At 71.8% G+C, this 13237-nt stretch carries 11 protein-coding genes; 3 read left to right on the forward strand and 8 right to left on the reverse strand.

Annotated elements, in window-relative coordinates; translation table 11 throughout:
• Positions 1 to 108: 108 nt before the first annotated feature.
• Entirely contained in the window at positions 109 to 1788 is a 1680-nt protein-coding gene (locus Pme01_RS17885) for an IclR family transcriptional regulator domain-containing protein (protein WP_203935716.1), read from the forward strand.
• A gap of 348 nt (positions 1789 to 2136) precedes the next feature.
• Positions 2137 to 2871, forward strand: coding sequence for an enoyl-CoA hydratase/isomerase family protein (locus Pme01_RS17890; RefSeq protein WP_203935726.1), 735 nt, complete (start codon positions 2137 to 2139; stop codon positions 2869 to 2871).
• Between the two features lies 1 nt (position 2872).
• Here the strand turns inward: Pme01_RS17890 and Pme01_RS17895 are convergent, their stop codons facing one another.
• From Pme01_RS17895 to boxC, 6 genes are read right to left on the reverse strand one after another with little or no spacing between them, the layout of a single operon-like run.
• Positions 2873 to 3400, reverse strand: a complete 528-nt coding sequence (locus tag Pme01_RS17895) for a gamma carbonic anhydrase family protein (protein WP_168116918.1) — start codon at positions 3398 to 3400, stop codon at positions 2873 to 2875.
• 3 nt (positions 3401 to 3403) lie between these two features.
• Complete coding sequence (locus Pme01_RS17900; RefSeq protein ID WP_168116917.1) at positions 3404 to 4264, reverse strand: amidohydrolase family protein; 861 nt, start codon at positions 4262 to 4264, stop codon at positions 3404 to 3406.
• A gap of 9 nt (positions 4265 to 4273) precedes the next feature.
• Positions 4274 to 4603, reverse strand: a complete 330-nt coding sequence (gene fdxA / locus Pme01_RS17905) for a ferredoxin (RefSeq protein ID WP_168116916.1) — start codon at positions 4601 to 4603, stop codon at positions 4274 to 4276.
• Positions 4604 to 4627: 24 nt separating this feature from the next.
• Positions 4628 to 5632 (reverse strand): NAD(P)/FAD-dependent oxidoreductase, encoded by a 1005-nt coding sequence (locus Pme01_RS17910; RefSeq protein ID WP_168116915.1) that lies wholly within the window; start codon positions 5630 to 5632, stop codon positions 4628 to 4630.
• The gene (locus tag Pme01_RS17915; protein WP_168116914.1) at positions 5629 to 7212 is read right to left on the reverse strand and encodes a benzoate-CoA ligase family protein; all 1584 of its coding nucleotides are present in this window, start codon (positions 7210 to 7212) and stop codon (positions 5629 to 5631) included. The genes Pme01_RS17910 and Pme01_RS17915 overlap by 4 nt, the downstream gene beginning before the upstream one ends.
• 1 nt (position 7213) lies before the next feature.
• Positions 7214 to 8881 (reverse strand): 2,3-epoxybenzoyl-CoA dihydrolase, encoded by a 1668-nt coding sequence (gene boxC / locus Pme01_RS17920; RefSeq protein ID WP_203935717.1) that lies wholly within the window; start codon positions 8879 to 8881, stop codon positions 7214 to 7216.
• A 254-nt stretch (positions 8882 to 9135) separates the two neighbouring features.
• Between boxC and Pme01_RS17925 the strand changes: the two genes are divergently transcribed.
• Positions 9136 to 10032 (forward strand): PaaX family transcriptional regulator, encoded by an 897-nt coding sequence (locus Pme01_RS17925; RefSeq protein ID WP_239088301.1) that lies wholly within the window; start codon positions 9136 to 9138, stop codon positions 10030 to 10032.
• Positions 10033 to 10111: 79 nt separating this feature from the next.
• Here the strand turns inward: Pme01_RS17925 and boxB are convergent, their stop codons facing one another.
• The gene (boxB, locus tag Pme01_RS17930; protein WP_168116913.1) at positions 10112 to 11590 is read right to left on the reverse strand and encodes a benzoyl-CoA 2,3-epoxidase subunit BoxB; all 1479 of its coding nucleotides are present in this window, start codon (positions 11588 to 11590) and stop codon (positions 10112 to 10114) included.
• A complete protein-coding gene (gene paaZ / locus Pme01_RS17935) occupies positions 11587 to 13176 on the reverse strand; it encodes a phenylacetic acid degradation bifunctional protein PaaZ (protein ID WP_203935718.1) in 1590 nt (529 codons plus the stop codon). Before paaZ ends, boxB begins: the two co-directional genes overlap by 4 nt.
• Positions 13177 to 13237: the final 61 nt, after the last annotated feature.

The following is a 13237-nucleotide window of genomic DNA, read 5'->3' on the forward strand; positions in this document are numbered from 1 at the left end:
TTCGCAGGGTGAACTTTCGTTCATAATATGCGCCATGAGTTTCCGCCCGCTTCCGGGCAGGTGTCAACGGCTGGCGGCCGCGGAATTCCGACGACGGGGAACATGCCGATGATCAGCACCGATCAGGCCCGCGCGCCGGACGAGTCGGTGGTGGGACCGCTCGACCGTGGCCTGGCCGTCCTGCGCGCCATGTCGGGCCCGGGCGACCATCGGCTGCGCCCGAGTGACCTCGTGCACCTGACCGGCCTGGCGCGGGCCACCGTCGACCGGGTCGTCGGCACTCTCGTACACCTGGGCTACCTCCGGGCGGCAGGCCGCGACGTGGAGCTGACCCCCCGGCTGCTGGAGCTGGGCAACGCGTACCTGAGCGGCTGCGGCATCCCCGACGCCCTGGGCCCCCGCACCGAGCGGCTCGCCCGCGAACTCGACGAGTCGGTCTCGATCGCGGTACCCGACGGGGACGGCGCCCGCTTCGTCACGCGGGTCTCCCGGCGGCGGACCATGTCCCTGACCTTCCGCATCGGTGACCTGCTGCCCGCCGAACGGTGCGCACCCGGGACGCTGTTCGCCCGCGAGTGGACCGAGCGGCAGTGGGACGCCTGGCGGCAGCGCCGACGGGCCGACCCCCTCGACGCGGCCTTCCCCGCCGTCCCCTCCCGACCGGCGGGGATCGACCCGCACGACCTGGAGGCGGAGTTCGCCCGGCGCGTCGCGGCAGCGGCCGACTCCGGCTGGGCCGCCGACGACCAGCTCGTCGAGCCCGGCCTGATCGCCGTGTCGGTCCCGGTGACCGACCCGTCGGGGCGCACGGTCTGCGCGGTGAACGTGGTCAGCCACACCAGCCGGCACACCGTGGAGTCGCTCGCCGCGGCCGTCCTGCCGAGGCTCCGCGACGAGGCCGCCGCCATGGCGCGCGCCCTGGCCGAGGCCGTCGGGCGGCGGGGCGATGAAACCGCCCGGGTCCAGCCCCCGGCCGACCCGTCGCTCGCCGCGAAGCAGGAGTTGGGCGCCGGGTTCCTGCAGTCGCTGGCGCGCGGGCTGGCGGTGCTGGCCTCGCTCGGCGCGGCCGTGGGCGGGCTGACCCTGTCCGAGGTCGCGACCGCCACCGGGCTTCCGCGCGCCACCGCGCGGCGGTCGCTGCTCAGCCTGGAGCAGCTCGGCTACGTGGAGACGGACGGGCGGCGGTTCCGGCCGCTGCCCCGGATCCTCGAACTGGGGTACGCCCACCTGTCGGAGCTCGGCTTCACCCAGATCGTCCAGCCGCACCTGGAGCGGCTGGTCGAGCGGGTGCGGGAGTCCGCCTCGGCAACCGTCCTGGACGGGGACGACATTCGGTACGTGGCCCGCGTCCCCACATACCGGATCATGAGCGTCGACATCACCGTCGGCACCCGCTTCCCCGCGTACGCCACGTCCATGGGGCGGGTCCTGCTGACCGGGCTGGACGAAACCGAGCGCCGGGACCGGCTCGGCCGCGCCGACCTGCGGCCGCTGACCCGCCGTACCGTCACCGACGCCGACGCGCTGGCGCGGATCCTGTGTGAGACCGCGACGAACGGGTACGCGCTGGTCGACGAGGAGCTGGACGAGGGGCTGCGCTCGCTCGCGGTACCGGTCCGCGACGTCACCGGCGCCGTGGTGGCCGCGGTGAACCTCTCCACGCACACCGGGCGGGGCAGCGTGGAGCACACCCGCGGCACCCTCCTGCCGGCGCTGCGCCGGGCCGCGGCCGACATCGAAGCCGATCTGCGCGCCGTGTCGGCACGGACGCCGCTGCGGCTACCGTGACGACGACGCCGTCGGTGGGTGCTCATCGTCGCTCCGTTCCGCATCGCCGGGATGAGTGCTGCGCGACGCTTTGCTCTGCTCCCGGATAGGCAGCATCGGTCGCCCTGCTGTCGGTCGCCCCGCTATCGGTCGCCCCGCTACGGGTGTTGCCCGCCCGGGAGCAGAGCAAAGCGCGCGGAAGCACACACCCCTCCCCGATACATCAGTACGCCTCACGTGGTCGAACGGCTCCGCGCAAGCGCGACAGCTCCTCGGCCTCGGGTGACCACTGGCCCCGTAGCGCACATTGCTCTACGCTATTGTGACGTTCCATCGCAATAGCGTAGAGCAATCGGCAGGAGGTCGACCCTGAACGGCACATTGAAGGTCGAGGACGGGCCGGACCGGGTGCTGGTCCGGCTGGACCGCCCGCAGGTACGCAACGCGATCGACGCCGCGATGGTGGCGGACCTGCACGAGGTCTGCGCCGACCTGGAGCGACAGCCCCGGATCCTGGTCATCACCGGAGCCGACGGCATCTTCGCCGGCGGCGCGGACATCCGGGAGCTGCGCGAACGTCGCCGCGAGGACGCGCTGGCGGGCATCAACAGCGGCCTGTTCGACCGGATCGCCAAGCTGCCGATGCCGACGATCGCCGCGGTCGACGGGCCGGCCCTCGGCGGCGGCGCGGAGCTGGCCTACGCCTGCGACTTCCGCATCGCGACGCCACGGGCCCGGTTCGGCAACCCGGAGGCGGGGCTCGGCATCATGGCCGCCGCCGGCGCCTGCTGGCGGCTGCGTGAGCTGGTCGGCGAGCCCCTCGCCAAGGAGATCCTGCTCGCCGGGAGGATGGTGTCCGCCGAGGAGGCGCTGGCCGTCAGGCTGGTGAACGAACTGGTCGCCGAGGACGAACTGCTGGCCGCGGCGGACGGGCTGGTCTCCCGCATCGCCAGGAACGCGCCACTGGCGCTGCGCCTGACCAAGCTCGCCCTGGCCGCACCGCCCGGCGCCCACCCCCGCTTCGACGATGTGGCGCAGGCCGTGCTGTTCGAGACCGAGGACAAGTACGAGCGGATGACCGCGTTCCTGGAACGCCGCCGCTGAGTCACGCGTCGAGTCGGCGCAACTCGTGGCGGTACCGCTTGGCGTTGCGGAGGTACTCGCGTACCCCGTAGTCGATCCACTCGGCCTGTACCGCCGCGTCCATCGGCCGGGGCCGGGCGGGAATGCCGAGCGCCATGTGCCCGGCCGGGACCTCCAGGTCCTCGGGTACCAGCGCCTGGGCGCCGATCACCGAGCCGGCGCGTACCACGGCGCGGTTCAGGACCACGCAGCCCGAGCCGATGAGGCAGCGGTCGAAGATCACGCACCCCTCCAGGTGGGCGTTGTGCCCGACCACGCAGTCGCTGCCGACCACGGTCGGCCACTCCTCGGTGGTGTGCAGGACGGTTCCGTCCTGAATGGAGGTACGCTCACCGATCTCGATGCGCCCGAAGTCGGCCCGCAGCACCGCCGTCGGCCACACCGACGACTCGGCGCCGATGCTGACGTCACCGATGACGACGGCGTCCGGGTGGACGTAGGCGTCCGGGTGGATTCGGGGTACCCGGTCGCCGAGGGCGTAGACGGGCATCGGTCACTCTCCCGTGGGTAGGCCGGCGTACACCTTCATCGCATTCCCGCCGAGGACGGCCGCGGCGGTCTCGTCGGTCAGCAGGCCGGCGACGGCGCGGGCGTTGGCGGCGGTACCGGGCACACCCGGCCAGTCGGTACCGAAGATCCACTTGCGGGCCAGCCGGCCGAGGTCGTACCTGGCGTAGTACTCGGGCAGCCGCTTGGGCGGCAGCCCGGACAGCTCGATCCAGACGGTGTCGTTCGACAGCGCGAGGAAGGCTGCGGCGTCGTACCACCAGCCCCGGCCTCCGTGCGCGAGCACGACGTTCAGCCCGGGGAAGTCCCGTACCACCGGGATGAGGTACTGCGGGTCGGCGTTCTCGTTCGCCGCGCCGGGGAACGAGCTGGTACCGCAGTGCACGACGAGCGGGACACCCCGCTCCTCCAGCACCTGGTACGCCGGGTACAGGGCGGCGTCGTCGCAGCGGAACCCGCCGTGCACCGGGTGCAGCTTCAGCGCGGCGGCCCCGAGGTCGAGCTGCCGGCGCAGCTCGGCCGCGATGGGAAAGTGCAGGTGCGGGTTGACGTTGGCGACCGGGCGGAACCTGGCCGGGTTGTACTCGACGATCGGCAGCAGGTCCTCGAACCGCTGCATGCCGGTCGCCTTGGGGCTGTACTCGCAGAACAGGAGCGCCACGTCGACGCCCTGGGCGGCGAAGAGCTCGTCCAGGCGGGCCGGGCGTGGTCTACCCTCGCCGTCCCAGGCGTCGGAGACGATGCCGGGCACGCCGAAGTCGCGGGCCCACTGCAGCCAGGCCGGCTTCAGCGTGTCCAGCATCGGTACGTGGACGTGCGCGTCGATGAGCGGGATGCCGTCGAGCATGTCGTACCCCTACCGTTCCCCGACCATCGGCGTGTCCACGCCGATGCGTCCCGTCTTGTGCGAGCCGCCGGGCGCACCGATCGGCGCGTCCCGCCCCGGCAGCACCTCGATGAAGAACCGGCGGTTGTCCTCGACGAACTCGACGTGCTCGGGGGCGACCCGCCGGTCCTGGCTGATCGCCTCGACCGGGCAGACGGGCTCGCACGCGCCGCAGTCGATGCACTCCTTGGGGTTGACGTAGAGCTTGCGCTCCCCCTCGTAGATGCAGTCGACCGGGCACTCCTCCACGCACGACTTGTCCATGACGTCGATGCACGGCTCGGCGATGATGTACGGCATTGTGGATCTCCTGATGCGGGTGGCTTAGGCCGGGACCGACGCCGGACTGTCGGTCGAGTGCCCCGGAAACAGCTGGGCCTGCGGGTCGAGGTGCACCGCGGCGTTGTTGACGGCGGTGGCGACCTCTCCGAAGCCGACCGCGATCAGGCGGACCTTGCCGCCGTAGTCGGCGATGTCGCCGGCCGCGAAGATGCCGGGCACGTTGGTACGCATCGCGGAGTCGACCACCAGGTGGCGGTTGTCGTGCAGGTCGAGGCCCCACTCCCGCAGCGGCCCGAGGTTGGCGGTGAAGCCGAGCGCCGCGACCAGCCGCTGGCACGGCAGCGTACGGGTGCCGTCGGCACCGCTGATCTCGACCCGCTCCAGGCGACCGTTGCCGTGGGCAGCGGTGACCTGGGCGTCGGTGACGATCTCCACGGGCGACGCCCTGAGCCGCGCGACCGAGCCGTGGTGGGCGCGGAACGCGGCGCGGCGGTGCACCAGCGTGACGCTCGCGGCGATGGGGTGGAGCATGAGGGCCCAGTCCACCGCGCTGTCGCCGCCGCCCACCACGACGACGTCCTTTCCGAGGTAGTCCGCGCTGTCGGGTACGAAGTACTCCAGGCCCCGGCCGAGGAACTCCTCCCCGGCCGGCAGCGGGCGCGGCGTGAAGGTACCGATGCCGCCGGTCACCACGACCGCCCCGGCGCTGATCTCGGTACCCGCGCTGGTCTTGACCATGAGCAGGTCGGGCCGTCCGTCCCGGGGGACGCGGTCAAGCCGCTGCGCCTCCTGGCCCAGCAGGTACCCGGGGTCGTACGGCGCGGCCTGCTCCACCAGGTTGGTGATGAGCCGGCGGCCGGAGACGGCGGGGAAACCTGCGATGTCGAAGATCTGCTTCTCCGGGTACATCGCGCTGACCTGGCCGCCGACCTGGCTCAGTGAGTCGACCACCGCGGTCTTCAGGCCACGCACCCCGGCGTAGTACGCGCCGAAGAGGCCGACCGGCCCGGCTCCGACGATCAACACGTCGACCTCCAGGGACGTCATGGTCCCACTCCTTCCATGAGGGCGGACCGGTCCGACACGAGCTCGCGGACCTTGAAGCGCTGGAGCTTGCCGGTGGCGGTCTTGGGCAGCGCGTCGAGGAACACGACCTGGCGGGGGCGCTTGAACGCGGCCAGCCCGTCGCGGCACCACTGGATCAACTCCTCGGCGGCGACCTCGCCGCGCCGGACCACACAGGCGACCGGCTTGTCGAGGCCGTACGCGTCGGTGACGCCGACGACGGCCACCTCCGCCACCGCCGGATGCTCCAGCAGCCGGCTCTCCACTTCGGACGGCGACACCCAGATGCCGCCCGCCTTGAGTAGGTCGTTGCTGCGGCCCAGGCAGACATAGAAGCCCTCCGGCGAGCGCACATAGGTGTCGCCGGTGTTGAGCCACTCGCCCGCGAACACGGTGCGGCTGGCGCCGGTGCGGCGCCAGTACCCCAGGGCGATCGACTGCCCCCGCACGTACAGCGAGCCGGGCTCGCCGTCGGAGACGCACGCCCCGGAGACGTCACGCAGCTCGATGTCGTAGCCGGGCACCGGAAGGCCGGTGGTGCCCGGGCGCACCGAACCCGGGCGATTGGACAGGAAGATGTGCAGCGCCTCGGTGGAGCCGATGCCGTCGATGATCTCGAAGCCGAAGCGCCGGCTGAAGTTCTGCTGCAACGGCGCCGGCAGCGCCTCCCCGGCCGAGGTGCCCAGCCGTACCGAGGCGAACGTGTCGTCGGGAAGGTCGCTGCCGAGCAGCGCCGCGTAGAAGGTGGGCACCCCGAAGAACAGGGTCGGCCGGTCGCCGGCCGCCCGCTCGGCCGTCACGGCGGGAGTGGGGCGGCGCGGCTCGAGTACGGTAGCGGCCCCCACCGAGAGCGGGAAGAACATCGAGTTGCCGATGCCGTACGCGAAGAACAGCTTGGCGATGGAGAAGCAGATGTCGTCGGAGCGGATGCCCAGCACCTGCTGGCCGTAGGTCTCGCAGACGTGCCGGATGTTGGCGTGCCGGTGCATCGCGCCCTTGGGCGACCCGGTGGTACCGGAGGTGTAGAGCCACAGCGCCCAGGCGTCCGCCGGCGTGGCGGCGGGCTCGGCAGCCACGGCGCCGGCACGCTCCCCCAACCCGATCAGTTCGGCCCAGGTCCAGGAGGTGACCCCGTCGGGCGCCGCGAGCACCGCGCCGCCGTCGCACACCAGGTGCCGCAGCTCGGGCGCGCCGGCGACCGCCCGCTGGACCTGCGGTCCGTACTCGGCGCTCACCACCACCACGGCGGCGCCGGAGTCGGCGATGATCTCGCCCAGCTCCTTGTCCCCGAGCATGGTGGAGACGGGCACCGCCACGAACCCGCCGCAGAACGCCGCGAGGACGCCGGCGAACAGGGGCACGTCGTCGTTGGCGACGAACACGACGCGATCGTCGCGCCGCAGACCCAGGGCGCGCAGCGCGGCGGTGACAGTACCGACGACGCCCGCCAGCTCCGCGTACGTGAGCGTGGCGGCACCGCGGACCGCGACCCGGTCGCCGCGGCCCTCCCGGACGTGGCGGTGGACGAGCCAGTCGCCGGCGTTGAACTCACCTGATGCCATGTCAGACCCGCTTGAGGTCGTAGTCGCCCTTCCGGCCGCTGCCATATCGTCGCAGCGCCCCGTCCGGCCCGGACGCGTTGGGACGGATGAAGATCCAGTTCTGCCAGGCGGTGAGCCGCCCGAAGACCTTCGTTTCGAGGGTTTCCGGGCCGACGAAGCGGTGGTTGGCCTCCATGCCGGTCAGCGCGTCCGGCGACAGCGAGGCCCGCTCCTCCAGCACGATCCGCAGCTCGTCTTCGAAGTCGATGTCGTCCAGGGCCATGGTGACCAGACCCAGCTCCACCGCGGCGGCGGCGTCGAGCGGTTCGCCGATCCGGGCGCGGGCGGCGGTGAGGTCGGAGTCGTTGCCCCAGAACCGGGACTCCAGCCGGGACAGGCCGTTGCCCATCGGGAAGTCGCCGTCGTTGCACACGCTCAGCCGGATGGTGGCGGGGTCGGCGTCGGCGTCGCGCTCGGTGTAGACGCCCTCCAGCATGTACTGCCGGTCGGCGGCGAGCGCCAGCTCGAGCAGCAGGCCCACGAACGCGGTACCGGGCTCGATGACGGCGAGGAGGCTGCGGCTGGTCACGTCGAGGCGCTTGAGCGTGCGCTTGTAGTAGTGCCGCACCTCGTTGACGAACCAGTCGTCCGCGAGCTCGCGTAGCTGCGCGTCGTAGGCCATAACCCGCTCGGCGTCGCCGACCGCGCGCAGCACCCAGATTCCCAGCTCCACCTCGTTGGTACGCAGGTGCAGGATCAGGTCGTCCAGCGCCCGGGTCACGGCGAGCGGCCAGTAGTCCACGCCCTGGGCGAGCACCGCCGCGGCGTCGGCCGGCGGGGCCTGGTCGGGACCGTCCACTGTGATCTCGACGCGGCGGCCCGCCCGGTCGATGCTGGCCGTGACGTACGGGTACGTGATGGTGTCGCCGGAGTCCCGCCGATCCAGCGCCGTCAGCGTCACACCGGTGGCACCGGACGGGCGTTTCGACGACGCCGCGGCCTGCCCGGCGCGCCGGGCGATCTCGGCGTCGAAGCCGTTGCGCGGCACGGTCGCGTCCACCAGGCCCCACTCCACGGCCGTGCTGCCGCGGTAGCCCTCGGCCTTGGTGGCGAACAGGTCGGCGCGGTCCTTGCGGACGTGGCGCTTGTCCACGACGCGGGTCAGGCCACCCGTACCCGGGAGCACTCCGAGCAGCGGCACCTCGGGCAGGGACACCGCCGAGGAGCCGTCGTCGACGAGGACGATCTGGTCGCAGGCGAGCGCGAGCTCGTACCCGCCGCCGGCGGCGGTGCCGTTGAGCGCGGCGATCCAGGTCTGGCCGGAGTTCTCGGTGGCGTCCTCGATGCCGTTGCGGGTCTCGTTGGTGAACTTGCAGAAGTTCACCTTCCACGCGTGCGAGGACTGCGCCAGCATCCTGATGTTGGCGCCGGCGCAGAACATCCGGTCCAGGCCGCCGGTCATCACGACCGCTTTGACCTCGGGGTGCTCGAACCGCAGCCGCTGGACGAGGTCGTACAGCTCGATGTCGACCCCGAGGTCGTAGGAGTTCATCTTCAGCTCGTAGCCGGGCACCAGCCCGCCCTGCTCGTCGACGCGGAGCGTGACGGTGGCGACCTCCCCGCCCAGCTCGAGGCCCCAGTGGCGGTAGCGGTCGGGTGAGGTGGCGAAGCGGACCACGGGCGGCGTCACCGGTGCAACCGACTCGGTGCCCGCCGTGCTCTGCGAAGTCTCAACACTCTCGGTGACAGTCAAGGCGTACTCCGTGGGTGCGGTTGAAGGACTCGCCCTAATATTCGACGTATCCTCAGTGGCACGTCAAGAGTTTGTAGCATGATTTCCTCGCCTACCACCTGCGCGTGGCTGGCACCGTACCCGTGACCCCCAGCCAGGCTCCAACCTGGCAGAATTCGCGTCACGACCGTGTGGAACGACAGGAGACAGCCGTGGCCCCCCGCGAACGCACGGCGACCGCCGAGGTGGCCGCGCCGGCAAGGCTGGGCGAGTCTGCGGAGCGCCAGCGCGAGAAGCCGGCGGCCAGCGCACGCTCGCTCCTGCTGACGGTCCTCGGCGAGTTCGTCCTCCCGCGCGGCGGCGAGGTCTGGACGGGCACGCTGATCGACGCGCTCGGGGCCCTCGACGTGGAGGAGAAGTCGGCGCGGCAGGCGCTGGCCCGTACCGCCGCCGAGGGCCTGCTCACCTCGACCCGGCACGGCCGGCGGGTCCGCTGGAGCCTGACGCCGGCCGGGGACCGGCTGCTGCGGGAGGGCACCGACCGCATCTACGGCTTCATGCGCAAGCCGCACGGGTGGGACGGCCGCTGGCTCGTCCTCACGGTGGGCGTACCGGAGACCCAGCGCCAGCTACGCCACCGGCTGCGCACCCGGCTCACCTGGCTCGGCCTGGGCTCCCCCGGCGCCAGCCTGTGGGTCGTACCCGACGCCTCGAAGGAGGCCGCGGTCCGCGACATCATCCGCGAGCTGGACCTCACCGACCGCGCGTACGCCTGGACGGGCCCGTCCGCGCAGATCGGGGACACCGCGAAGCTGATCACGGCCGCGTGGGACCTCGACGACGTGGAGCAGCGGTACCTGAGCTTCATCGAACGCTTCGAGGGGCTGACGGTGTCGTCGGACCGGGGGGCGTTCGTCAGCCAGGTGCTGCTCATCCAGGAGTGGCGGCGCTTCCCGTTCCTCGACCCCGACCTCCCGGCCGAACTGCTGGATCACGACTGGCCGGGCCCACGGGCGGCAGCCGCCTTCCACCACCTGCACAGCCGGTGGCACCGGCGCGCCCAGGACGAGTGGGACCGCATGGACTCCGGCGCGGCCGCCCGCAGCTGACGCCCGATCCCGCATGATCACCGGGAGTCGTGGGTGCGCTATAACGCCCACGACTCCCGGTGATCATGGAAAAGCGGAGTCAGATCAGGCCTTCGTCGGCCAGGTGCACGTAGTCGAACTCGACCGGCTGGTCGTTGATGCCGGCGTTCGGCGGGGCGATCCAGCCGGCGAACTTGCCGTACTCGTACTCGGGGATCATCAGCGACGCGACGTCCTGCCGGTCCTGCGGCGTGGGCAGCCACTCGTCGACCCGGGCCTCCCAGGTCGCCTCGTCGATGACCTCGCCCTGCGGGGTGATCCGGTGGCCGGCGTAGACGCCGACCTTGCGGTTGAAGCCCTCGTGCGGCAGGTACAGCCGCTCGTCGAGGCCGGCGTCCTCGAGCGCCTGGTTCCAGCGGCGGATGCCGTTGGCGCAGTCGGCCACGTACTCGTCGCGCAGGTCGAGGTTGAGCGCGCTCAGCATCGGTACCGTCTTGGTCCTGATCTCGCCGTCCTCGACGTAGCCCATCTCGCGGACCGCGTCGAGCAGGACGTGGTCATCCTTACGCCGGGTCTCCATCCAGCGGCCCTTGAGCCCGGAGCTGAAGTAGTTGCCGGCGTTGGTCGACTGCTCGGAACCGAACAGGTCCATCGAGACGGAGAACTGGAAGTTGAGGTACTTCTGGATCACGTCGAGCGGGATGCCGCCGTGCGGCAGGATGTCCGCGGTGCCGTGCTCCTTCATCAGCTCGGCGGTGCGCTCCAGCACCCGCTGCACGCCGGTGGTGCCCACGAACATGTGGTGGGCCTCCTCCTTGAGCATGAACTCGCAGGTGCGCGCCAGCGGGTCGAAGGCCGACTCCTTGAGCGTGCCGAGCTGGTACTTGCCGTCCCGGTCGGTGAAGTACGTGAACATGAAGAACTGCAGCCAGTCGGTGGTCTCCTCGTTGAACGCGCCGAGGATGCGGGGCGCGTCGAGGTCGCCGGAGTTGCGCTTGAGCAGCTGCTCGGCCTCCTCGCGGCCCTCACGGCCGAAGTAGGCGTGCAGGAGGTAGACCATCGCCCACAGGTGGCGACCCTCCTCCACATTGACCTGGAACAGGTTGCGCAGGTCGTAGATGCTCGGCGCGGTGTTGCCGAGGACGCGCTGCTGCTCGACCGAGGCGGGCTCGGTGTCGCCCTGCACCACGATCAGCCGCATCAGGTCGGCCCGGTGCTCGCCCGGCACCTCCTGCCAGGCCGGCTCGCCCTTGTGCTTGCCAAAGTTGATCTTCCGGTCGGGGTCCCGCTCGGCGAGGAAGATGCCCCAGCGGTACTCGTCCATGGGAACGTGGTCGAAGTGCGCCCAGCCGTCGCGCCCCACGGCGACGGCGGTGCGCAGGTACACATCCTTGGTCGGCAGGGCCGGGCCGAGCTGCTTCCACCAGTCCAGGAACTTCGGCTGCCACCCTTCGAGCGCGCGCTGGAGGCGGCGGTCGCTGGCGAGGTCGACGTTGTTCGGGATGCGCTCGGTGTAGTCGACCCGACTGAGCGGCCCGGTGGGCGCCGGGGCGGCGCCGGTACGGGTGTCGATGCTCATCGCTGCTCTCCTTCTACGTTTCGCTGTTCGTGGATCGTCGTAATCGCTTCGAGGACCGCCGGCCCGCCCTGGATCGCGGTGCGCTGGAGGTGGGCGTGGACGGCGCGCAGGCCGCCCTCCTCCTCGCCGCCGCCGGCGCGGCCGGGTCCGCCGTGGACGAGCTGGGGCATCGGGGTGCCGTGCCCGGTGGACTCCCCCGCGCTGTCGCGGTCGAGCACGAGGATGCGGCCGTGGTGGGCGGCAGCCCCGAGGACGACCTCACGGACGAAGTCGCCGTCGTACGAGACGACGGAGCCCGCCAGGGACCCCTCGCCGCGGGCGACCGTGTCGAGGAGGTCGCCGACGCCGCGGTACGGCAGCAGCGTGCTCACCGGCCCGAACGCCTCCACCTCGTGGGGCTCCGGCCGGGCCGGGTCGTCCACCCGCAGCAGCAGCGGGGACAGGAACGCGCCGCGCTCGGCGTCGGCACCGACCACGTCGACGGAGTTCGGGTCGCCGTACACGGTGGTACCCGCCGAGGCGAGCCTCGCGGCCGCGGCCCGGACGTCTTCGCGCTGGGCGAGACCGACCAGCGCGCCCATGGTCACGCCCGGTGCGCCGGGCGCGCCCACGACAACCTTCGCGAGCCTGGCTTCAACGGCCTGCGACACGGCGTCGATCAGGTTCGCCGTTACCAGCGCGCGGCGGATGGCGGTGCACTTCTGCCCGGCCTTGACCGTCATCTCGGTGACGAGGGCGTCGGCGAACAGCTCGAACTCCGGCTGACCCGGTACCGCGTCCGGGCCGAGGATCGAGCAGTTGAGCGAGTCGGCCTCGGCGTTGAAGCGCGCCGAGCGGTGCGTGACCGCCGGGTCGCAACGCAGCCGGGCGGCGGTGGCCGCCGAGCCGGTGAACCCGATGTGGTCCTGCCCGCCGAGCAGGTCGAACACGCCGGGGATGCTGCCGCTGACGAGCTGGATCGCCCCCGGCGGCAGGGCACCCGACTCCGCGATGATCCGTACCGCGTGCGCCGCGATGTACGCGGTCGGCGTCGCGGGCTTGACGATGGTCGGTACCCCGGCGAGCAGCGCGGGGGCGAACTTCTCCAGCATGCCCCAGACCGGGAAGTTGAACGCGTTGATCTGAAGGGCGATCCCGCGCGGGGTGGTGAGGATGTGCCGGCCCGCGAACGTGCCGCCCTTGCCCAGCGGTACCGGGTCGTCCTCGACGATCAGCGTGGAGTCGGGCAGACCCTTGCGGCCGAGGCTGGCGTAGACCAGCGCGGTACCGATGCCGCCGTCCACGTCGACCGCGGCGTCGCGCCGGGTCGCACCGGCCCGCGCCGACAGGTCGTACAGCTCCTGCTTGCGCTCCTGGAGCGCCTGGGCGACCGCCTTCAACGCGGCGGCCCGCTGCGGGAAGGTCAGCTCACCGAGCCCGGCCAGGCCGGTGCCGCGCGCGTACGCCACGGCCCCGGCGAGGTCGAGCCCCTCACTGCTGACCCGGGTGACGGTCGCGCCGGTCACCGCGTCGGCGATCGGGGTACCCTCGCCGGCGCCGCCGCGCCAGGCACCGCAGAGGTAGCTCGGCAACGTCTCGATGCTCATCCCTCGCTCCGGACGTGGTCTCGCGCAGCATCGCCGCGTTCCTCAGCTGGACCTTCGCTCA

The sequence above is a fragment of the Planosporangium mesophilum genome (assembly GCF_016863255.1).
GTDB lineage: Bacteria > Actinomycetota > Actinomycetes > Mycobacteriales > Micromonosporaceae > Planosporangium > Planosporangium mesophilum.